This is a genomic window from Nocardia mexicana NBRC 108244, from assembly GCF_001613165.1.
In the GTDB taxonomy this organism is placed as follows: domain Bacteria; phylum Actinomycetota; class Actinomycetes; order Mycobacteriales; family Mycobacteriaceae; genus Nocardia; species Nocardia mexicana.
On the sequence record NZ_BDBV01000129.1, the window covers coordinates 1 to 21,690 of the forward strand.

19 protein-coding genes are annotated in these 21,690 nt (G+C 68.3%); 7 read left to right on the forward strand and 12 right to left on the reverse strand.

What is annotated here, in order from left to right:
• The 5 genes from NM1_RS37995 to NM1_RS38015 all read right to left on the reverse strand — a co-directional run.
• Positions 1 to 230 (reverse strand): DUF8020 domain-containing protein (locus tag NM1_RS37995; protein ID WP_507762186.1); only part of this gene is annotated, 230 nt, incomplete at its 3' end.
• A gap of 294 nt (positions 231 to 524) precedes the next feature.
• Positions 525 to 2,012, reverse strand: a complete 1,488-nt coding sequence (locus NM1_RS38000) for a PepSY-associated TM helix domain-containing protein (RefSeq protein ID WP_246011791.1) — start codon at positions 2,010 to 2,012, stop codon at positions 525 to 527.
• Between the two features lie 416 nt (positions 2,013 to 2,428).
• The gene (locus NM1_RS38005; RefSeq protein WP_246011792.1) at positions 2,429 to 3,013 is read right to left on the reverse strand and encodes a hypothetical protein; all 585 of its coding nucleotides are present in this window, start codon (positions 3,011 to 3,013) and stop codon (positions 2,429 to 2,431) included.
• 72 nt (positions 3,014 to 3,085) lie between these two features.
• A complete protein-coding gene (locus NM1_RS38010; protein WP_068032051.1) occupies positions 3,086 to 4,741 on the reverse strand; it encodes an acyl-CoA synthetase in 1,656 nt (551 codons plus the stop codon).
• Between the two features lie 146 nt (positions 4,742 to 4,887).
• Positions 4,888 to 6,582 (reverse strand): acyl-CoA synthetase, encoded by a 1,695-nt coding sequence (locus tag NM1_RS38015; protein ID WP_068032054.1) that lies wholly within the window; start codon positions 6,580 to 6,582, stop codon positions 4,888 to 4,890.
• Positions 6,583 to 6,806: 224 nt separating this feature from the next.
• Between NM1_RS38015 and NM1_RS38020 the strand changes: the two genes are divergently transcribed.
• A complete protein-coding gene (locus NM1_RS38020; RefSeq protein WP_068032056.1) occupies positions 6,807 to 7,463 on the forward strand; it encodes a hypothetical protein in 657 nt (218 codons plus the stop codon).
• Positions 7,464 to 7,475: 12 nt separating this feature from the next.
• Here NM1_RS38020 and NM1_RS38025 read toward each other — a convergent pair whose 3' ends face one another.
• Positions 7,476 to 8,321: an alpha/beta fold hydrolase gene (locus tag NM1_RS38025; protein WP_068032058.1), complete on the reverse strand. Its 846-nt coding sequence runs from the start codon at positions 8,319 to 8,321 to the stop codon at positions 7,476 to 7,478.
• Positions 8,322 to 8,431: 110 nt separating this feature from the next.
• On the reverse strand, positions 8,432 to 9,262 hold the full coding sequence (locus NM1_RS38030) for an NAD(P)H-binding protein (protein WP_068032061.1): 831 nt from the start codon (positions 9,260 to 9,262) through the stop codon (positions 8,432 to 8,434).
• 640 nt (positions 9,263 to 9,902) lie between these two features.
• Here NM1_RS38030 and NM1_RS38035 point away from each other — a divergent pair.
• Positions 9,903 to 10,409: a hypothetical protein gene (locus tag NM1_RS38035; protein ID WP_147289182.1), complete on the forward strand. Its 507-nt coding sequence runs from the start codon at positions 9,903 to 9,905 to the stop codon at positions 10,407 to 10,409.
• 204 nt (positions 10,410 to 10,613) lie between these two features.
• Here NM1_RS38035 and NM1_RS38040 read toward each other — a convergent pair whose 3' ends face one another.
• Positions 10,614 to 11,849 (reverse strand): acyl-CoA dehydrogenase family protein, encoded by a 1,236-nt coding sequence (locus NM1_RS38040; RefSeq protein WP_068032065.1) that lies wholly within the window; start codon positions 11,847 to 11,849, stop codon positions 10,614 to 10,616.
• 27 nt (positions 11,850 to 11,876) lie between these two features.
• Positions 11,877 to 13,268 (reverse strand): acyl-CoA dehydrogenase family protein, encoded by a 1,392-nt coding sequence (locus tag NM1_RS38045; RefSeq protein WP_373864097.1) that lies wholly within the window; start codon positions 13,266 to 13,268, stop codon positions 11,877 to 11,879.
• A gap of 241 nt (positions 13,269 to 13,509) precedes the next feature.
• Between NM1_RS38045 and NM1_RS38050 the strand changes: the two genes are divergently transcribed.
• The 3 genes from NM1_RS38050 (at position 13,510) to NM1_RS38060 (ending at position 16,383) form a co-directional block, all read left to right on the forward strand.
• The gene (locus NM1_RS38050) at positions 13,510 to 14,100 is read left to right on the forward strand and encodes a class I SAM-dependent methyltransferase (protein WP_068032072.1); all 591 of its coding nucleotides are present in this window, start codon (positions 13,510 to 13,512) and stop codon (positions 14,098 to 14,100) included.
• A gap of 81 nt (positions 14,101 to 14,181) precedes the next feature.
• Complete coding sequence (locus tag NM1_RS38055) at positions 14,182 to 14,775, forward strand: hypothetical protein (RefSeq protein WP_068032075.1); 594 nt, start codon at positions 14,182 to 14,184, stop codon at positions 14,773 to 14,775.
• 180 nt (positions 14,776 to 14,955) lie between these two features.
• Positions 14,956 to 16,383 (forward strand): glycosyltransferase family 39 protein, encoded by a 1,428-nt coding sequence (locus NM1_RS38060; RefSeq protein WP_068032078.1) that lies wholly within the window; start codon positions 14,956 to 14,958, stop codon positions 16,381 to 16,383.
• 196 nt (positions 16,384 to 16,579) lie between these two features.
• Here NM1_RS38060 and hisN read toward each other — a convergent pair whose 3' ends face one another.
• The 3 genes from hisN to NM1_RS38075 form a co-directional block, all read right to left on the reverse strand.
• Positions 16,580 to 17,365 (reverse strand): histidinol-phosphatase, encoded by a 786-nt coding sequence (gene hisN, locus NM1_RS38065; RefSeq protein WP_068032081.1) that lies wholly within the window; start codon positions 17,363 to 17,365, stop codon positions 16,580 to 16,582.
• A gap of 193 nt (positions 17,366 to 17,558) precedes the next feature.
• Positions 17,559 to 18,365: an SDR family oxidoreductase gene (locus tag NM1_RS38070; RefSeq protein ID WP_068032084.1), complete on the reverse strand. Its 807-nt coding sequence runs from the start codon at positions 18,363 to 18,365 to the stop codon at positions 17,559 to 17,561.
• Positions 18,366 to 18,605: 240 nt separating this feature from the next.
• On the reverse strand, positions 18,606 to 19,190 hold the full coding sequence (locus tag NM1_RS38075) for an NADPH-dependent FMN reductase (protein ID WP_068032087.1): 585 nt from the start codon (positions 19,188 to 19,190) through the stop codon (positions 18,606 to 18,608).
• Between the two features lie 346 nt (positions 19,191 to 19,536).
• Here NM1_RS38075 and NM1_RS38080 point away from each other — a divergent pair, with 346 nt between their 5' ends.
• Entirely contained in the window at positions 19,537 to 20,394 is an 858-nt protein-coding gene (locus NM1_RS38080) for a helix-turn-helix domain-containing protein (RefSeq protein WP_068032090.1), read from the forward strand.
• Between the two features lie 75 nt (positions 20,395 to 20,469).
• Positions 20,470 to 21,588 carry a peptide chain release factor 2 gene (gene prfB, locus NM1_RS38085; RefSeq protein WP_068032093.1) on the forward strand — a complete coding sequence of 373 codons (1,119 nt, stop codon included), beginning with the start codon at positions 20,470 to 20,472 and terminating at the stop codon, positions 21,586 to 21,588.
• The last annotated feature ends 102 nt before the right edge of the window (positions 21,589 to 21,690 follow it).

Sequence of the window (21,690 nt, forward strand, 5' to 3'; positions counted from 1 at the left end):
GATAATTCGTGTCCGGCGAGCACGGTTCCATCGGCGGCCCTGATCCTGAACACTCCGTTGTCGACGTCCATCGACCCGGCGTCGGTGGCGATGATCGTCGCGGTGTCGGTGGTGGTGGCCTTGTAATTCACCCCGACCGGCTCGGCCGGGGCCGCTCCAGCGGTACCGGCGGTGATGCTCAGGGCACCGGTGACCAGGGCGGCGGTGGCGGCGAACTTGTTGATCCTCATCGTGCTGAAATCCTCTGGGTAGTCAGGTTTTTCACGTGGCTGTGGCATGAGCCCCGCGTGACCTGTGATCGACTGCCGTCCGGGTGCGGGCACAGGTGTGGCCGCGGTCGAATGTGTGTCTTTTCGACCGATTTCGGGAACAGCAGGGAATGGCTGTGCAATTGGGTATTCGGGCCCTCGCCCCCTCATTTCGGCGAAGGCTCGAATCAGGCGGTTACTTGTGCGGCCGACATGGCTCGGCCCGGCTCCCGTCGATGTGACAGCAGCCGATCGGTCCGCGAAAGTTGTTGTGGTTCAGGCGGTAGCGCGTCTGCGCTGGACCAACCCGACGATCAGATCCACGGCCAGGAAGCCCAGCAGGCTGATCCCGATCAACGGCGCGAACCACCCGATCGCCACGGCAACCGCGATCAGCGGCACCGTGACATACAGCGGTGTCTTTCGCAGCGTGCCGCGGCGGGGTGGCTTGCCGACCGCAAATCGCTTGTCCGCCTTGGTGGGACGTCGTCGCCACCACATCAGGTAGCCGCGCACGATCACCGTGATCAGGCCGATCATCGTCACCAGCAGCAGGAGCTGATTGGCGAGCCCGAACAGCAGACCCATGTGGAGCTGGATTCCCCAATTGGCGAGCTGGGCAATGAACGGCCAGTCGGCGTAGCGGAGGGTGTCGGTGACATCGCCGGTGCGACCGTCGACCGCCACGATGTCCTGTGTGTAGACCCCGGACAGCCGCCGTTCCTGCGCGACGAACGCGGTGCCGTCCTTGACCGGAACGCTGATCTCCAGCGGTCCCTCCAGGCCGTGACCGCGCGCGACCGCGTACACCTTGTCGATCTGGGCCGCACGATCCGCCGGAACCGGTGCGCCCATCTGGTGACCGCCGCCGTGCCCGGCGTGGTCGCCGCCCGCGGAGACCGCGGGACCGGCCGACCCGGGCAGCTTGGCGCTGACCGTCGGCTTGGTCCAGCTGAGGTCCTCGCGCAGCTTCGCGACGTTCTCGCCCGCGTAGGTGGACCAGGTCATGCCGGTGGCGGACAGGAACAGCAGCGGTAGCAGGATCCAGACACCCACGGACGCATGCCAATTCATCGTCCGGCTGCGTCCGGTGCGGGAGCGGTCCGGGCGCAGCAGCCAGCCGGGAGACCGGCGTTCGCGCCGGGACCGCACCCGGCGCACCCACACCACCAGGCCCGCCAGCGCGATGACCCACATCCAGGACGCGGCCATCTCGCTGTAGAGCCGGCCGGGCTCGCCCAGATGCAGATTCTTGTGCAGGACGTCGATCCACGTGCGCAGCGGCAGCGCACTGGAGCTGCCGTAGACGACGCTGGTGCCGACCGGTTCGGCGGTGGCCGGGTCGACGAACACCGCGCGCCGCTCGGATTCGCCGAGGGCCGGATCGGTGAAGATCACCCGGGTGGTGTCGCCCGCGTCCTGCGCGGGCATCACCGCATTCAGGGCCAGATTCGGCTGTTGCGCGACGGCGGCGCCGATCTGCTCGGACAGCGGCTTGGCGGGCCCGGTCGAATCCACGTGCAGCAGATCGCGATTCACGATCGACTCCAGCGTGGGGGAGATCGAGTACAGCGCGCCGGTGACCGCGGCTATGAGTATGAACGGTGCGACGAAGACACCGGCATAGAAATGCAGCCGCATCGCCAAGGCGTACAGGGTGTTTCGCGGCCCTGGACGGCGTCCGCCGGAGGATGATTCACCGGACGGTTCCGGTGGTGGTTGCGACGCCTCCGCGTCGGCAACCGGGGTATCGGTGATACTCAAGGTAGTGCGCGCTCCTGGTTATAGGGGCTGCTGTATGCGCTGTTGCGGCTCGTTCCCGGGAATCGGGTCGCCGGGTGCGCTGGGCCGCGGTGCGTGACGCGACCGGGTGGGCCGCTCGCAATCCGGCCAGCCCGCATCGCGACGTGTGCACCGCCGTTCCGCAGCGCCCATGGTCGTGTCCGCTGGACGTGGTATCGGTCGCTTCGTCCCGCCGATCTCGTGACGTGCCCGGGTGTCCTACGGGCGGAATTCCGTGTCTCGAGCACGGACTACACCCGCGTTCGGGTATTCGAATGAACTGTCCGCAATGGATCCGTTCATACGGCGCCAACTATCGCTGAACGAATCCAGCACAGCACGTACGCAATACAGCATTCCCACACGAAAACAATTCGTGTGTACGGATATTGGGGATATCAGGTGAACACAGGGCACGGGGGGCCGCGGGTGCGGAAGGTGTCGGCCGGGAAGAGTCGCAGAATTACGCGGTCGCGGTGGGTGGTCCGCAGCAGTGGCGGTCCGGCGATCGCCGGTGACCGGAACAGGCCCGGCAATACCCGGGCCAGCACCGCGGTGCCGATCCGATAGGCGGCCTCGGCGGCGTGGATTATCAGGGCCGCGCAGACCGCGGCCACGATATGGGCGCACAGCATGGCGGGCGACCACATCGACTTGGTGTGATGCATGCCGATCATGCCGAACGACATGACGGTGTGGCCGAGGAGTTGCCCGCCGACCAGCGCGACGGCCAGCCCGGCCAGCGAGTCGCGCAGCGGGCCGACGCCGGTGACGAGTGCGCCGACCACCGCGCAGGCGGCCACCAGCAGCACCAATGTGCTGGTCTCGAGGGGCATTCCACCCGATGCCCAGCCGTGCGCCGCGATGGCGAGTGCGCCGGAAACCGATCCGGCCGATCCCCCGCGTAGCCGCGCGATCGCTGCGCGGCGCGTCTGCGCCGCCGCGGCATCGCGGGCCGGGGATCGGCCGGGGTCGAGAATCACGCGCTGATAATACCGGACGATTCCCAGCTAATTCTCAGCTGTCGCATTGACGCCAGTGCGTTGCCGGCCGCATTACTCCGCGGCGATCTCCATTTCCACCAGCGGCTTGCGCAGCAGCTTGCCGGTGGCATTGCGGGGCAGTTCGTCGAGGAAGATCACCTCGCGCGGCACCTTGTACCGAGCCAGGTTGGCCTTGACGTACTCCTTGATCTCCTGGGCGTCGCGCTTGGAATCCGGGCCCGGAACGACGATGGCGCGCAACCGCTTTCCGAATTCCCGGTCGTCGACGCCGACCACGGCCGCTTCCAGCACGTCGTGCCGGTTGGCGATGAGGTGCTCGACCTCCTGCGGGAAGACGTTCTCGCCGCCGGAGACGATCATGTCGTCGTCGCGGCCGTCGATGAACAGCAGGCCGTGCTCGTCGAAGTGGCCCACATCGCCGCTGGACATCAGGCCGTCGACGATCTCCTTGGTGCGGCCGTCGGTGTAGGCCTTGAAGGAGTGCGCATTGTCGATGAAGATCGTGCCGGTCACGTTCGGCTGGGTGATCCGCTTGCGGTTCTCGTCGTAGAGCCCGAGCCGGATGCCGACGGGCGGGCGGCCCGCGGTCGTCGGTGCCTGCCGCAGTTCCTGCGGGGTCGCCACGGTGATCACGGCGCATTCGGTGGAGCCGTACACGTTGTGGAGGCTGTCGTTGAAGTAGTCGAGGCTGCGGGTCACCACGTCCGGCGGGATCGCCGAGCCGGCCGCGAAAATGACCTTCAGCGAGGACATGTCGTAGCGGGCGAGGACGTCGGCGGGCAGATCGAGCATCCGCTGCAGCATGGTCGGCACCACGACCAGCTCGTCGGCCTTGTACTTCTGGATGTTGGCGAGGGTCTGCTCCGGATCGAAGCGCCGCTGCTGGAAGACGATGCGGTTGCCGAGCGCGAGGCCGATGGTGAACTGCGACAGGCCGGTGGCGTGGAAGATCGGCGCGGCCATCAGGACCGTCCCGTCCCGCGGCATCGGGATGCGATCGACCAGCTGCGCGGAGATGAACGGGCTGGTCTTGTCGCGCGGGGCGCCCTTCGGGGTGCCGGTGGTGCCGCTGGTGAGGATCACCATGCCGCCCGGTTTCGTCGGCAGCTGCACCGGCTCGGTCGACCGGTCGGCCATCAGCTTGTCGATGGTGGGCGTTTCCGGGTCGACGCCGTCCTTCTCGTCGACCCAGGTGAGCACGCGCGGAATCGAATCCGGGATGGCGCTCATCAGGTCCAGGAACTCGCTGTCGTGCAGCACCAGCTTCACGTTTTCGCGCGCGGTGACGTCGGCGAACTGCGGTTTGGCGAAGCCGGTGTTCATCAGCACCGCGCGCACGCCCAGTTTGCCGGTCGCCAGCAGCGTCAGGACCAGGCCGCGGTGATCACGGGCCAGCACCGCGACCACGTCACCCTCGCAGATACCCTGCGCGGCCAGGCCCCGAGCCAGCGCGTTGGACCGCTCGTTGAGCTGGCCGAAGGTCAGCTCGCCCAGCTCGTCGACGATGGCCGCGGAGTTCGGGCGGGTCTGGTTGGAATGCATGACGACGCCCGCGAACGGGCCGTACTTGTTGATGCTCGTGACCGAGCTGAGCGCGTGATCGGGGCGCAGCGGGTTGAACAGGCCGCGCTTGCGCATCGCATTGACGCTCAGGGCCATATCTCCGGCCTTGCGGAGGGCAGTGCCGACCGACGGAACAGCTGACATGGGTACAACCTTCCGCGGATACCGCCGATGGAGCTGGCGGACCGCAACATCGAGATCCAGTGCGTCGCTAACCCTAGCAAGCATGCCTGGTGGGATGTGGTTCGTGTCTCTGTAACCGACGGTACGCCTATAACTGGACGGTTGATCTACTGTGTGACGGGGTAGTCGATCAGCACTCGGCGGAGCAGCTTGCCGGTGGCGTTGCGGGGGAGATCGTCCAGGAAGACGACGTCGCGCGGCACCTTGTAGCGGGCCAGCGTGCCCTTCACATAGGCCTTGATTTCCTCGCCGTCGAGTGTGACGCCGGGCTCCGGCACGATGAATGCGCGCAGGCGTTTGCCGAATTCGACGTCGTCCACGCCGACGACCGCGGCATCGAAGATGTCGGCCCGCTCCAGCAGCAGGTTCTCGACCTCCTGCGGGAAGACGTTCTCGCCGCCCGAGACGATCATGTCGTCGTCGCGGCCATCGACGAACAGCAGGCCGTGCTCGTCGAAGTGGCCGACGTCGCCCGACGACATGTACTCGCCGATCAACTCCTTGTGCCTGCCGTCGGTGTAGCCCTTGAACGGCGAGCCGGAGCGGATGAAGATGCGGCCGGTGACGTGCTTGTCGCGGATGCGGCGGCCGTCGTCGTCGAACAGCGCCACCTCGCAGGTGACGGGGGCGCGGCCCGCATTGCCCGGGGCGATCGCCAGATCCCGCGGCTGCGCGACGGTCGCGATGGCGCATTCGGTCGAGCCGTAGAGGTTGTAGAGGACATGGCCGAACGCCTCGGTGGCGCGGACGGTGAGCTCGGGCGACAGCGCCGAACCGGCCAGCACGATGGACTTCAGCGAGGACAGGTCGTACTTCGCGCGGATCTCCGGACCGAGCTCGACCATGCGGTGCAGCATCGTCGGCACCGCCACCAGCATGTCCACCCTGTGCTCGGCGATCTTGCGCAGCGTGGTCTCGGCGTCGAAGCGGCGGGTCGTCACGATCGCGTTGCCGAGGCTGCCGCCGACCAGCCAGGTGGCGTGGCCGGTGCTGTGGAAGATGGGGGAGACGATCATCATCGTGCCCTGCTGCGGGAACGGGATGCGGTCGGCCATCTGCACCGTGGCCAGCACCGCGACCTTATCGCGCGGGGCGCCCTTCGGCAGGCCCGTGGTGCCGCTGGTGAGGATGACGAAGCCGCCGGGCTTCTCGGGCAGCGGCAGCGGCGTCCTCGGGTTCGCGCCGATGAGTTCGTCGACAGTGGTTGCGCCGCTGGGCAATTCGTGCTCCTCGTCGACCCAGGTGAGGATCCGGGGCAGCTCCGGCGGCAGCGCGTCGAGCAGGCCGACGAATTCGCTGTCGTGCAGGACGGCCTTGACGTTCTCGCGCTCGCAGACCTCCGCGAACTGGGGCTTGGCGAACCCGGTGTTCATCAGCGCGATGCGGGCCCCGGCCTTGGCCGCGCCCACCATCGCCAGCAGCAGGCCGCAGTGGTCGCGGGCCAGGATGCCGACCACGGTTCCGGCGGTGATGCCCATGGACCGCAGCCCGTGCGCGAGAGCGCTGGACTGTTCATCGAGCTGGCGGTAGGTCAGCGTGGTGCGTTCGTCGATCACCGCGACCCGATCGGGCCAGATGCGCGCGGCGTGCCGGACCATGGTCGCCTGCGGCCCCAGCAGCCGCCCCTCCTTGGCCACCCGCAGCGTCTCCATCGGATTGCGCGGATCGGTGAATCCCCTCTCCCGCAACACATTGAGGCCACGGAGAGCCTCCACCGTGTGCACCGCCCTGCGTTGAACCTGCTGCAGAATCGAGGTCACCTCGACCACCTCCACGCGCCCGGCGTGCGACACCGCACGCATACCATCCGTGTGTTGTGGAAGGTAACAGCCGGGTGTGACCTGGGATACACAAATTCGGCCAGTCTTCTACGCGCGGCGGAGTGGCCGGGGGCGAGTCGCCTGCCGCCGGTGCCCAGGACCAACGAGGGACGCGAGAGTCCGGACGCGACGGATCAGGTCTTCGCCGTCCACGAACCCTACGTTCGGCCAACCGATTTCGGGCTCGGAACGCTAGGGTGCTGGGCATGCGTATCGCGGTGCTGACGGCCCTCCTGCTGTTGTCGGCCGGGTGTTCGTTCACGACCGACGGCGATCCGCATCCGGCCCCCGGTGCGCTCTCCGCGACGACGGCTCCGGCGGTACCCCCGGGTCGCGGGGCCTCGGCCGGTGACGTGGCCGCCTGGGTGCAGGCCGGGGCCGCCGTCGATCCCGCGCAGTACGGCACCGCCACCACCGAGGACGGTGTGGCGACCCCGTTGAACGGCGACGTGGCGTTCGTCAGTCCGAGCGGAAAGATCCAGTGCACCAGCGCCTTCCAGGACAGGCTGGAGGGGTTGAGCTGCCTGGTGGACCTGAAGAACCCGCCGCAGCGTCCCGCGGACAGTCCGGTGGGCAACTGGGTCGGCAATTGGATCGACTACACGGGCCAGGGCCTGACGGTCGGCGGCCTGCACGGCGATCCCGGCCCCTTCATACGCGGCAAGGGCGCGGTGCTGCCGTACGGAAGCCGGGTCACGGTAAAGGATTACACCTGCCGCATCGACCCCACCGGGCTGTTCTGCGTGCACGCCGCGGCGAAATCCGGCGTGCAGATGAGCCACGCGGGAGTCGTCCCGTTCGGCTGTCTTCGCGAGCGCGACGGTGCACCGAAAGAGACTGTGGGGCAAGGCTTCTACTGCTGAGGAAGGCTGTGCCTAGAAGAAATCCGGCGTCACCGGTGGCACATTGTCGAGAAACGCGTTCACCATCGGTACCAGTACCGCCGACTCGCCCGAGATGCCGATATGCGATGTCCCCGGCAGTATCACCAAGCGGGCGGCCGGAGCCTCCTGCAGCATCCCCGACGCTGCCGCTTCCTCGTCGCCGCCACCGCGCAGCCTGAACATCGCCAGCGCATGCTCCGGCTTCACGCTGTCCGCATCGCCGATGATGACCATCGTCTTCGCGGACATCGAACGCATCTGTTCGTCGCTGATGTTCTGGTCGTCGCCGTTCAAGACCTTCATCTTCTCGATGTAGGCGTCGAAAGCCGTGGCGTCCGGCGTGTGCTCCAGGAACGCCTTCTCGACGGACGTACCGGCAAATGCCGCAGCGGTGAGACCCTTGATGCCCTCCAGCACCGACGGGTACCAGCCGTCCCAGCGGTAGGTGGCGGACATCGAGACCAGTTTGCCGACCAGCGCCGGATGACGCAGCGCGAGCTGCAGCGCGACTCCGCCGCCCTGCGAGTAACCCATCACGTCCGCGCGCTCGACCTGCAACGCGCGCAGCAACGCCGCCGCGTCGTCGGCGAATTGCTCGTAGGACATCGCGCGCGCGGTATCCGGGGTGCGGCCGTGCCCTTGCTGATCGAAGATGATTACCGGGCGCTCGCCCGCGAAGGCGGACACCCACGACGCCATCGAGTCGGTGGCCATGAAGGCGCCGGGGATGAGCAGCAGCGGAGACGTCGTCGACTTGCCGAGTTCGCCGTACACCTCGTGATAGAGGCTCAGGCCGTTGATCGGCAGGTGACCATTGCGCGAATACTGCTCGGTCACGGTTCCTCCAGGGATCGAATGGATCGGCTCTGGTGAGTAGACGAGCGACGGACGCGGAAATCATCGCACTCTGCCGGGACGATATCCGTAATCATCGGGTCTCCGCGCTGCTACGACCACACCCCGGCGGCGGCCGACTTGCCCGCCCACTCCTCGATATCGCCCGGTGCTCGGCCGAGAACCTGCTGGACGCCATCGGCCGGCTCGGTGAGATATCCGGCCCGGTAGAGCTCGAAAAGGCTGTCCAGCGCCGCGATTTCGCCGTCGGACGCACCTCGGTCCCGCAGCTCTTCGCGATATTGCTCCGGGGTCAGCTCCTCGAAGTGGATGCTCCGCCCGGACGCCGCGGCGATAATCGCCACCGTGTCTGCGAATGCGAGGCGGCGCGGACCGGACAGCTCGTAGATCCGCCCGGAATGGCCCGGTTCGACCAGAACTGCCGCCGCGACCGCGGCGACGTCCTCGGCGTCGACGAACGGTTCGAGCACCCCGGCGACCGGCAGCGCCAGCCGTCCCTCCCGCAGCGGCGCCAGCCACAGATCCTCGTCGAAGTTCTGGAAGAAGTTGTTGGCGCGCAGAATCGTCCACTCGACCCCGGAATCCCGCACCGCGGCTTCGGCTGCCGCCATCTCCTGACCGAACCGCTCATCGATGTGCTCGATGCCGCGGCCCGACAGCGCAACGAACCGCCGCACCCCGGCCGCAACCGCCTGGCCGACGAAATCGGCGATCGGCGCCGGATCCTCCGGCGCGACAAGGTAAACCGCCCCGGCACCGGCCAGCGCGGGCCCCCACGTCGCGCGATCCGCCCAGTCGAACCGCGTCGCACTGCTCCGCGACGCCGCCCGCACCGGCACCCCACCGCCCCGCAACCTCTCGACAACCCGTCGTCCGGTCTTCCCCGTAGCAGCGAGAACAAGAATGTCGTCGGTCTGTGTCATGCCTCCATCTCACTGAATCCCCACCCCAGCGGCCATGGTTCAAAGTCCACGACATATAGGAGCTCGTCTGTCCCGCCACAACCGCGAGCAGTCCCTCCTTTCTCAATTGACGGCCACCGGGCTGCTGGCGCTAGGTTCCCGGATATGCGAACACCTGGTTATCCGCCCCGGAAGCCCGAGCCAGGAGACCGCGTCGCCATCATGTCCCCCTCCGCGGGGCTTCCCGGGACCTTCAGCGCCGAGCCCGTTCTGCGGCCCTGTGAGCCGTGGATCTGGCACAACGCAGGCAGTGTCGTCACCGGGCCCAGCTGGGGTGGCAATCTCGAGATCCTGTCGTGGCTGCTCATGGCCGATCGCGCGATCCTGCCGATCGAGCACCACGACGGGGGAGTGCTCTTCCTCGAGACCTCCGACGAACTCCCCACAGCCACCGAGGTCTACCGCATTCTGCGCAATATGGGCGAGCGTGGCCGGCCACACCGACCCACAGTTGGTCATCCCGTACGGCGGTCAGATCCGCGTGGACGGTGTGGCCCGGAGAATCTTCGTCACGTATTAGCTGTTCGCACGGCGGCTATCCGGCTCATACGCGAGTGTCACAACACGCCAGTCGGACCGGAACAGGGGTAGCAGGAGTCTGGTGACGGTTCATACTGCGGTGATGCACGTGATCGCTGCATGGTGTGGATTTGTGGGGGCGTGGGTGCTGGTGGCCGGGCCGATGTATCAAGGGGCCGTCGAGTTGGGGGAGATGGGGTTCAATACCTCGGCGCTTCGGGCGCAGGCGAATACGGTTCCGCATCCCAGGCGGGTTTCACCGTGGTGGTGGCTGCTGCCGCCGGTGGCGTGGGTGATGACCAGCCGCAACGAGAAGGCGTGGCAGCAACAGGTGATGACGTCCCTGACTCCGCAGGAGCGCACCCAATTCGTGACCTACTCGAACAAAGCCGCCGGGTGGTTCATAGTCGGTAGCGGCGCTGCGCTGATCGGCATCAAGGAAGCAGCCGAACTCGTCGAAGTTCTCGACTGGCCGGGCCCGACCGTGATCGCCTTGATTCTGCTCGCCGCCGCGGCGGCGTTGTCCTTCACCATCCGCCGCATGCACCTGACCGACCGCGCCCTGCACGTCGGCGACGCGGCCGAGTAGCGAGCTGGAAGCCGAAGGCGCGCAATTCGTTTCGCGCGAGATCTGGCCGATCACATTATGCCGGGGCGTAACCGGTGAATTCTTGGGAGGTTGTCGTGATCATGCGGCCGCCCATGGCTTTTACCCCGGACCGGGGTGCTGTGAGACGAGAAAACCGGTGCGGGCCAGCAGGCCCGCACCGGTTTCCCTGGTGCCGCTCTTAATTCACTTCAGCTCGGCGCTGCTCAGGTCCAGGACCCGGCGGGCGACGATGAGCTGCTGGATCTGCTGGGTGCCCTCGAAGATGTCCAGGATTTTGGCGTCGCGGGCCCACTTCTCCAGCAGGGTGCGCTGGGAGTAGCCGAGGCCGCCGGCCAGCTCGACCGCCTTGAGGGTCACGTCGGTGCCCATGCGGCCGGCCTTGGCCTTGGACATCGATGCCTCGAGGGAGTTCGGCTTCTTGTTGTCGGCCATCCAGCCCGCGCGCAGCGAGAGCAGGTAGGCCGCCTCCCAATCCGCTTCCAGCCGAAGGAATTCCGCGGCGGCGGCGTGCTGGCTGTTGGCGGGCTTGTCGTAGTCGATCTCGACGCCGGCCTCGGTGAGGATGGTGCGCAGCTCCTCGAGGGCGGCGCGGCCGACGCCGACGGCCATGGCGGCCACCAGCGGTCGGGTGTTGTCGAAGGTCTGCATGACCCCGGCAAAACCCTTCTCCACGTTGACTTCCGGGCTGCCGAGGATGTTGTCGAACGGGATCCGGCAGTCCTCGAGCCGCAGCTCCGCGGTGTCGGAGGCCTTGATGCCCAGCTTGTGCTCGAGGCGGGCGACGGTGAGGCCCTTGGCATCCCGCGGCACCACGAACGACTTGATGGCGGCGCGGCCCTTGCTCTTGTCGACAGACGCCCACACCACGATGTGGGTGGCCCGCGAGCCCGCGGTCACGAAGATCTTGGTGCCGTTGAGCACCCACTCGTCACCGTCGCGCACGGCGGTGGTCGTCACCGCCGCGGAGTCGGAGCCGAACGACGGCTCGGTGATGGCCATCGCGGCCCACACCTTGCCGAAGCGGTCCAGTTGCTCGTCGGTGGCGACGGCGGCGATGGCGGCGTTGCCCAGGCCCTGGTAGGGGATCGACAGCATCAGGCCGACGTCGCCCCAGGAGGTCTCCAGCGCGTTCATCAACGCGGACATGTTGCCGCCGTTGGTGTTTCCGAGCAGCTCGGTGGCGTGCTCGTTGGACTCCTCGCCGTCTCCGGCCTTGCGGCCGCCGGTGGCGCCGGAGATGTCCTGGGTGCCCGAGTCGGCCAGGCCCTCGACCATGGCGGCCATCGTGTCCAGCTCGACCGGGTACTCGTGTTCGCCGAGGTCGTACTTGCGCGAGATCGGCCGGAAGATCTCCTGGGCGACCTGGTGGGCCTGGTTGGCGCTGGCCCGCAGCTTCTTGGGGAGTTCGAGATTGATCATGACTGTGGCTCCATCAAAAGTCGTGGGTTAGACCAGCACTACGCCCTCGGCGACGCCGATGGCCCGCAGATCGCGGTACCAGCGCTCGACCGGGTGCTCCTTGGTGAAGCCGTGGCCGCCGAGCAACTGCACGCCGTCCAGGCCGATCTGCATGCCCTTGTCCGTGGCCAGCTTCCGAGCCAGCGCCGCCTCGCGGGCGAAGGACAGCCCCTGCTCCGCGCGTGACGCACCCCGCAGAGTCACGAGCCGCATGCCGTCCAGTTCGATCGCGATATTGGCGACCATGAACGCCACCGCCTGGCGATGGGCGATCGGCTCGCCGAACGCCTCGCGCTCCTTCACGTAGGGAGTCACGTAGTCCAGCACGGCCTGACCGGTGCCGACCGCCAGGGACGCCCAGCCCAGGCGGGCCAGCCGCACGGCGTCGGCGTACTCCTCGGCGCGCTGCGCGGCGTCGCCGTCGCCCAGCACGGCATCGGCCGAGACTGCGACGTTGTTCAGGAGCAACCGGCCCAGACCGGCGGCGCGCAGGCCCATGCTCGGATCGGCCTCGACCACCACTCCGGGGGTGTCGGACTCGACGACGAACAGCGCCGGACGGCCGTCGAGCTCGGCGGCGACGATGAACAGCTCGGCATCGCCCGCGGCCGGGACCAGGCTCTTCACGCCGTTGAGGCGGTAGCCGCTGGGGGAGCGGGTGGCCTTGGTCTGCAGCGCGAACGGATCGAACAGCGGACGCGGCTCGCTGATCACCACGGAGGCCTGCGGCACGTTCTCACCCGTGAACGCGCCCAGGTAGGTCTTCTGCTGCGCGTCGGTACCCCACTGCGACAGCGCGACCGCGACACCGGAGGGCGCCAGGATCGGCAGCGCCAGGCCCATATCGCCGTGCGCGAGCGCCTCGGCGACCATCGAATTGGTGACCGCGCCGCGCTCGGCGGCCGCGCCCTCGAGCTCCTCGGGCACGTTGATCAGCGTGATGCCCAGCTCGGCGGCGCGCTCGAGCAGGTCCCGCGGCGCCTTGGCGGCGTTGTCGGCCTCGTAGGCGGCCGGGCGCAGGATCTCCGCGGCGAACTCGCGCACCGTCTCGACGATCATCTGCTGCTCGTCGCTCGGGGTGAGGTCGAAGTAGTCCTTCTTGCGGGACTCGTTGGCGGGCAGTCGCTTCGGCTGACCGCCGCCCGCCACCTTGCCGAACACGCGAGTGGCGGCGCCGAGGGTGCGGAAGCCGGTCTTGGTGCCCTCGTAGGTCATCCGGTTGATGGGCTCGCGCAGCTTGTACTTCTCGGCCAGCTCGGAACCGGTGAGGGTGGTCATGACCCGCATGGCCGCGCCCATCCAGTCACGCTTCTGCGGATTCAGGCCGACGGCGGAATCCGGACGTCGCTTCGTTGCGGTGTCTCGAGTGCTCATAATCACCAGTCTTCTCGGAGTGGGGGTGGGTGATCGGGTTCCCAGCATCTTACTTGCGAGTAAGACTATCTTACTCCAGAGTAAGAAACGAGTCGAGCGGCAGCTTACACAGCGCGATCTGCGCCACAGCAAACGCGGCTCGACGTGCGTACCCGGGCCCGATCGGGGGCCGTGGATTGTTCGGTCTTCCGGTGCATCGCGGCGTGCGATCCGGGCGCAACAGGCGTCGCGCCGATACCGTCGAGGTATGGGCCAGTTCCATTTCGATCCCGACACCTATCCGGCGCTGATGGCCGCGGAGGTGCCTGCCTACGAGCGGCTGCAGGGGGCGGTCCGGGACGCGACGATCGGGGTCGGCCGGGTCGGTCGGATCCTGGACCTGGGGACCGGCACCGGGGTGACCGCGAACGGCGTGCTGCAGGTGCATCGCGGGGCGACGCTGGTGGGGGTCGACGAGAGCGCGGCAATGCTCGCGCACGCCCGCACCGCGCTGCCGCTGGGTACGGAACTGCGCGTTGCCCGTCTGCAGGACCCCCTGCCGGGCGGATCCTTCGACCTCGTGGTCTCGGCGCTCGCGGTGCATCATCTCGACGGTCCCGGCAAGGCCGACCTGTTCGGGCGGGTGGCCCGATCGCTGGCGCCCGGTGGGCGATTCGTCCTGGGAGACCTGGTCGTCCCCGACGATCCGGCCGATATGGTCACCCCGATCGACGGCGACTACGACACTCCCAGCAGTGCCGCCGACCAGGTGCGGTGGCTGTCGGACGCCGGGTTCGCGGTCGAAATCGTGTGGGAGGACCGGGATCTCGCGGTGCTCGTGGGTGATCTCGGAGGCTGAGCGCGCTGTGGCCGTCACTGACGATCGGCGCTCGGACGCAATTCGCTCGCGTCGAAGCCGGGATGGCAGGACCATGGGCGCATGAGACCCGCAGTCGGTGCCGCGCCGAGGCGATGCGACGAGTGCCGTGGATACGAGTACGCCGGGGCGCCCGCCTGCGGGCGTTGCCGGGACCTCGTCGATCGAATCATCGATGACGAGTGGCAGCGGTTTCTCATCGATTGGCGCGGCTATGGCGAATCCGACGTCGCCCGGCTCGTGACCGCCGAACCCGACCGATACGACTGGCGCATTGTCGACGCCGCCCTCGACCGGATCGTCTGCGAGGAATGCGGTGCGCGCCTGGGCCGCGGTCCGATGAGCTGTTCCGCCTGCAACCTCGCGCACGGATTCCGTTATGCCGCAATCGAGACCGATCGGGCGGGGGTTCCGGCCGGTAATGAACATGCGGTCCGGGTCAATGTCTCGGTTGTCCGCAGGCCGCAGATGACCTCGCCGCAAGAGCTGCTGGCCCGGCGACTGTTCCTCCCGTTCGTGCTGGCCGGGCTGCTGCCGTCGACGGCGGAGGCACAGCGTGTCAGCGCGATGATCAAGGCCGATCCCGACCCGGAACGAGCCGCGGTGCTGGTGGACGACCTGTTTCTCCATAGCGCCCCGGGCTGTTCGACCCGTTGACCTCGGGTTGACCGGTCGCTGTGGCCCGGCGACAACTCACACTCGGATCGACGCGCCCGGACAGTAGGTGCTCGAATCGACGTGAATCGCCTAGGCTCCGGTCGCCCGCGAAATCCTTTGTCCGGCTCGTGGGCGCTCCGATCGCGTCCGCACCGCCGCTGCACATGCCAGAGTTACGGCATGTACTACGTCGCGGGGGTTTTTGCCGTGGTGTTGGCGGCGTTCACGAACCGGTACGGGTATCACCGCGACGAGCTGTACTTTCTGGCCGCGGGGCGGCATCCGAGTTGGGGGTATGCGGATCAGCCGCCGCTGGTGCCCGCCGTGGCGCGGGTGATGGCGGCCGTCGATCCCGATTCGCTGGTGCTGCTGCGGATTCCGGCGATCGCCGCGGCGGTCGTCGTTGTGCTCTGCGCCGGGCTCATGGCGCGGGAACTGGGCGGTGGCCGGGGCGCCCAGGCGCTCTCGGCCGGTGCGGTGGCGTCGTCGGCGCTGGTGGTGGCCGCCGGACATCAGTTGGGCACCACGGTATTCGATCTCGCCGTGTGGTCGCTGATCGTCCTGGTGGTGCTGCGACTGCTGCGCGACGAGGCCGGCGGCCGGTGGTGGCTCGCGGTGGGGGCGCTGGTGGGTGTCGGACTGCTGAACAAGGTGCTGCTGGTATTCCCGGTCGCGGCGCTGGTCGTTGCGCTGCTGCTGGCCGGTCCGCGAAAGGTGTTCGCCACCAAGTATTTTCCCTGTGCGATCGGCATCGCGATGCTGCTCTGGCTGCCGTATCTGTGGTGGCAGGCGCGCAACGGGTGGCCGCAGTGGCAGCTGAGCCGGGCGATCGCGGACGGTTCCTCGGGGACGTCGAATTCGCGCGTGGAGTTCGTGGGTCTGCAATTCGTGCTGATGGGCCTGGTGCTGGTGCCGCTGTGGGGATTCGGGCTGTGGCGACTGTGGAGGACGCCGCGCTACCGGGCGTTCCCGATCTGTGCCGCGCTGCTGTTCGCGGGGTTCCTGACCGCCGGAGGCAAGGCGTACTACCTGGGCAGCATGTACCCGATACTGCTGGCGGCCGGGTCGGTGCCGCTGGCGAAATGGCTGGCCGGGCACCGGAAGGTCTGGGCCGCAGTGATTCCCGTGGCGATCGTGCAGTTGGCGACATCGGCGGTGCTGTTCCTGCCGGTGCTTCCGGTTGCCGCACTGCGTGATTCGCCGGTACTCGCGGTGAACTACGACGCCGGCGAGACCGTCGGCTGGCCGGAGTTCACCCGCCAGGTGGCCGACGCCCGGACCCGAGTCGCCCCGGACGCTCCGATTCTGACCGCCGACTACGGCGAAGCGGGCGCCATCGAACGCTTCGGCGCTGCCTACGGCCTGCCCGTTCCGCACAGCGGCCACAACGCCTACTGGTGGTGGGGCCCACCGCCGGGCTCGACGCCGGTCCTGGCCGTCGGTCTCGCCCCCGACCGACTCGCCTTGTTCTGCAACGGCATTCAACCCGCCGGGCGCATCGACAACGGCCTGGGAATCGACAACGACGAACAGCACGCCCTGCTGTACACCTGCACCCCACGCTCGCCCTGGCAAGACCTCTGGCCCGAGTTGAAGCGACTGGGCTGACCGGAATCGCCGACAACCCTGTCATTCCCGCCGTGCCCTCCCCTCATTCCCGGCGTGCCCTCCCCTCATTCCCGGCGTGCTTTTGGCCGGGATCCACACCGGACGGTCCGCAGCGGCAGCAATGGGTTCCGGCCACAAGCACGCCGGAACCAACGGGTTGCCGTTGCGCCGGTGGGTGTCTCGCGGTGGAGGCTCGTCAGCGGTGCAGGCGGGCGAGGACTTCCTCGTGCAGCAGGCCGTTCGTGGCGACGGCGCTGCCGCCGTGCGGGCCCGCGCTGCTGTCGAGCGCGGTGAACGTGCCGCCCGCCTCGCGGATGAGCACGTCGAGCGGGGCCAGATCCCACAGGGAGACTTCGGGTTCGGTGGTGATGTCGACCGCGCCCTCCGCGAGCAGGCAGTAGCCGAAGAAGTCGCCGTAGCCGCGGGTGCGCCACACCTCGTCGCTGAGGCCGAGGAGTTGATCGCGCAGGCCGAGGTCGCGCCAGCCGGACAGGCTGGAGATCGCGAGGCTGGCCGAACCCAGCTCGCGCACGGCGGAGACGGCGATCGACCGCGCCGGCCCCGGCTCGAATCGGGTCCAGGCCCCCGAACCCGTTGCGGCCCACCAGCGCCGGGCCAGCGCGGGCGCACTCACCACGCCCACCACCGGCACTCCGTCCTCGAGCAGTGCGATCAGCGACGCCCACACGGGCACCCCGCGCACGAAATTCTTGGTGCCGTCGATCGGGTCGAGCACCCACTGCCTGCCGCCGAACTCGGCGTCGCCGCCGAATTCCTCGCCCAGCACCGCATCGCCGGGCCGCTCGCGTGCCAACTCCGCCCGCAGCGCCTTCTCCACAGCCAGATCCGCATCCGACACCGGGGTCAGATCGGGCTTGCTGTCGACCTGCAGGTCCAGCGCCCCGAACCGGTCGCGGGTGATCGCATCGGCCGCATCGGCCAGACGCAGGGCGAGTTCGAGGTCAGCGCTGTGGTCGGTCACGCCGAAAACGTTAGCGGGTGGCTGTACCGGCAGGGATCGCACCCGTGGCCGTTGAGTCCGGGTCGGCAGCCCTGCGATCGACGCGCTCCTGGCGACGCGCACGTACTCGGTCGGCCCGGTCCATGCGGTCACAATCCGCCCCGACGCGGCAGGAGCTGCCGTCTCGTACCGTTTCGTGTCCGAACAGGCCGGGTTACTGGGGGATGACCCAGGGCGCGGGCCAATCCTTTCCACGGAACGCCGCGTCGATGCCGCCGTCGCAGAAGATCACCGAGCCGACGAAGAAGCCCGCCTGCTCCGACAGGAGAAACGCTGCCAGTTCGGCGATCTCCTCCGGTCGGCCCGCGCGGCCGATGGGGACCGCGCCCAGGAACCCCTTCATGGCCTCGCCGATGAGCGCGTCCTGCTGCCCCTCCTGCGTCATCGGGGTGTCGATGAGGCCCGGGGCGATGGCGTTGAGCCGGATGCCGTCGGAGATGTACTCCGCGGACTTGGTCCGCGCATACCAGGCCAGCGCCGCCTTGGTGGCCGGGTACGCCTGGATCGCGGCCAGATCACCGAACGACTCCGCGATCTCCCGGGCGCGTTTCTCGTCCCCGGCCAGGCAGGCGTCCGCCAGTTCGACGGGCCAACCCGGTTGGGTTGTCGTGGAATTCGAGGAGACCAGCACGACCGATGCCGCGTCGGATTCGCGTAGCAGCGGCCGCAGGCCCTCGAGCAGGGTGATCGCACCGAAGTAGTTGACCGATACCAGCAACCCGCCGGGTCGGCCCGTCGCGGCGGCGACCCCGGCGAACGGCAGGAACCCGTCGAGCCGCCCCTCACAGAGCCGGGTGACCTCGGCGATCGCGTATTCGCGGCCCTCCGCGGTGCCCAGATCCGCGGTGACGTCGGCGTCGCGCAGGTCCACGCCGATCACCCGATGCCCGGCCTTCGCGAGATGCTCGGCCACCGCCGCACCGATACCCGATGCGCTGCCGGTCACGGCGATGGTCTTCATGACCGCACCTCGACCCGCTCTGCCGTGGCCACCGCGGTGGCCGGGTTGTTTCGCGGCTCGGTCATTCCAGCCTCCTCGTCGACGGCGAACTGCCATCCCATCATCCGACGCTACGACTCGGCGACATCGTGTCCACTGAGTGGGCGGCGTGCTTGCAACGGTCCCCTCTCTGTGATTCGGGTTGTTCGTGCACGAGCGCCCGCCCCCATCCGTTGCCGCCACGGCACTCCTCGCCTGGGCTCAGGCCGACACCCGCGCCGATGCCAATGCGCCTGCCCACCAGTGCAATTGGTCCAGCATGTCCTGGGCCGCACCCTCCGGGCCGGACGGCTCGAGCAGGTTGCCGTCGGCGTCGAACAGCTCGTAGTAGCGCGGGAACGACACGTAGTCGCGGATCGCGTGGGCGTTGAGCTCGCCGAAGATCTGGCGCAGGTGCGCGATGGCGTTCAGGCCGCCGCTCGCCCCGCTGTAGCCGACGAATCCGATGGTCTTGCGGTCCCACTCGGTGAAATGCCAGTCGATGGCGGTCTTCAGCTCGGCCGGGTAGCTGGCATTGATATCCGGGGTGACGATCACCATCGCGTCGGCCCGTCCGAGGCGTGCGGTGAGGTCGGTCATGCCGGTCGGGCGCGCCGGGTTCGGTTCCATCCGCGGCGGAAGCGCCGGAAGCTGGTGCGGCAGTTCCATTTCCGCGAGGTCGATCACGTCGACCTCGAACGCGCCGTGCTGCCGGGCCCGGTCGGCGAACCAGTTCGCCACCACCGGGCCGAACCGTCCGTTGCGGACGCTGGCGATGATCACGGCGAGGCGCAGGGTGTCGGACATTGCGGGTCTCCCTTGTCAGTTGTCTCGGTTGTCGCCAATGACTGTGCCGAGCGCCGCGCCGGTCAGGGAGCCCGCTGTGAGGGTGGTAGTGACAGGGACACCCTCGGCGCCACCGGCCGCTGTTAGGTTCGGAGGCGAGGGAGCTGAGAGGTCGCCGAGCCGCGGGCCGCGCCGAGCGCACGTCACCAGGCCACGAGGACGCGGGGATGCAGGCCGCTGTAGTCGACGGATCGTGGGTGCCCAGCGAGTGCCGGGGAACAGATTCCGGAGGATCGGCGTAGATACAAGGTGCCGGTTTCCCTACACCGCGGAAGCCCGGACATTCGGCAAGGGACAGGGAGGCACCGTGAGTGACAATGAGCTCGGCCTGTTTCTGCGCACCCGGCGCGAGGCGGTGACGCCCGCCGAGGTCGGCCTGCCCGCCGGTCCGCGGCGCCGCACCCCGGGGCTGCGCCGGGCCGAACTCGCGACGCTGGCCGGGGTGAGCGTCGAGTACCTGATCCGCCTGGAACAGGGCCGCGACCGGCACCCGTCGTCGGAGGTGCTGTCCGCGCTGGCCACCGCGCTGCGCATGACGCCCAATCAGCGCGTGCACCTGTACAGCCTGGTCAAGGCGGCCTCCCCGGGCTTTCACTGCCTCGGCGGCGCCACCCCGAACCGGGAGGTGCGCCCGGCCGTGCGAGCCGTCCTCGACCGTCTCGAACCGGCCCCCGCGGCCGTGCTCAACCGGCTCGGCGAGGTGATCGCCTGCACGAACGGATACCACCGCCTGATGGGACCGACCGGTCAGCTCGACGGCGGTCTCCCCGCCAACTTCCCCCGCTACCTGTTCACCGACCCGCGCGCCCGCACCGCCTACCCGGACTGGGACCGCAAGGCCGACCTCGCGGTGGCGACGCTCAAGCAGGGCCCGTTCCGCACGGACCGCATGGTCTCCACCTTTGTCGACGAGCTGAGCCTGCTCGTCGGTGAGGAATTCACCGGACGGCTGGAAAACATCCCGGGCCTGCCGGATACCAGCGGCATCGTCCGCATGGAACACCCGGAGGCGGGTGCGCTGCGCTTGGCCTACGAGCGGCTGGAATTGTCCGCCGACGACGATCAGTACATACAGATCTATCTGGCTGCCGACGACGCCACGGCGGCGGCTCTGGACACACTGGACGGTCGTCGCCCGGGCGGGCTGCGCGCGGTCTCGGGCTGAAGTCCTCGAGGATCACCTGCCGGGTGACCTCGGCATATTTCGCGGCACAGTCCCGGGCCGGTAGATTGAATCCTCGTGCAACCTGACGTTTCCGCTGATCTTGCCGAGCTCGACACCACGCTGAAGACGGTCGAGTCGGTGCTCGACGTCGACGAGCTGCGCCGCCGGATCGACGAGCTCGAACAGCAGGCCGCCGACCCGGACCTGTGGAACGACCAGGAGCACGCGCAGCGGGTCACCAGCGAGCTGTCGCATTCGCAGGGGGAGCTGCGCCGCGTCACCGAGCTGCGCCAGCGCCTGGAGGACCTGCCGGTGCTGTACGAGCTCGCGGAAGGCGAGGAGGGCGAGGCCCGCACGGCCGCCCTGGCCGAGGCCGACTCCGAACGCGCGTCGCTGCACACCGACGTGGAGGCGATGGAGGTCCGCACGCTGCTGTCGGGCGAGTACGACAAGCGCGAGGCGCTGGTCAACATCCGCTCCGGCGCGGGCGGCGTGGACGCCGCCGACTGGGCGCAGATGCTGATGCGCATGTACGTCCGCTGGGCCGAGCGGCACAAGTACCCGGTGGAGCTCTACGACACCTCCTACGCCGAGGAGGCCGGTATCAAGAGCGCCACCTTCGCGGTCAAGGTGCCCTACGCCTACGGCACGCTGTCGGTGGAGATGGGCACGCACCGGCTGGTGCGCATCAGCCCGTTCGACAACCAGGGCCGCCGCCAGACGTCGTTCGCCGAGGTCGAGGTGCTGCCGGTGGTGGAGACCACCGACCACATCGACATTCCGGAGGGTGATATCCGCGTCGACGTGTACCGCTCGTCGGGCCCCGGCGGCCAGAGCGTCAACACCACCGACTCCGCGGTCCGCATCACCCACGTCCCGACCGGCATCGTCGTCACCTGCCAGAACGAGAAATCGCAGCTGCAGAACAAGATTTCGGCCATGCGCGTGCTGCAGGCCAAGCTGCTGGAGCGCAAGCGGCTCGAGGAGCGCGCCGAGATGGACGCGCTGAAGACCAACGAGGGCGCGTCCTGGGGCAACCAGATGCGCTCGTACGTGCTGCACCCCTACCAGATGGTGAAGGACCTGCGCACCAACTACGAGGTGAACAACCCGACGGCGGTGCTCGACGGCGATATCGACGGGTTCATCGAGGAAGGCATCCGCTGGCGGATGCGCCAGGGCGCCGAACAGTAATGCGGGATTATCCGCAATACCGTATCGGCTTGTGCCGATCCGGTCTGTGACCGGGCTATCACGGCGCAATCACGACGTTTCGGAGCATGCGCGGACCGTAGT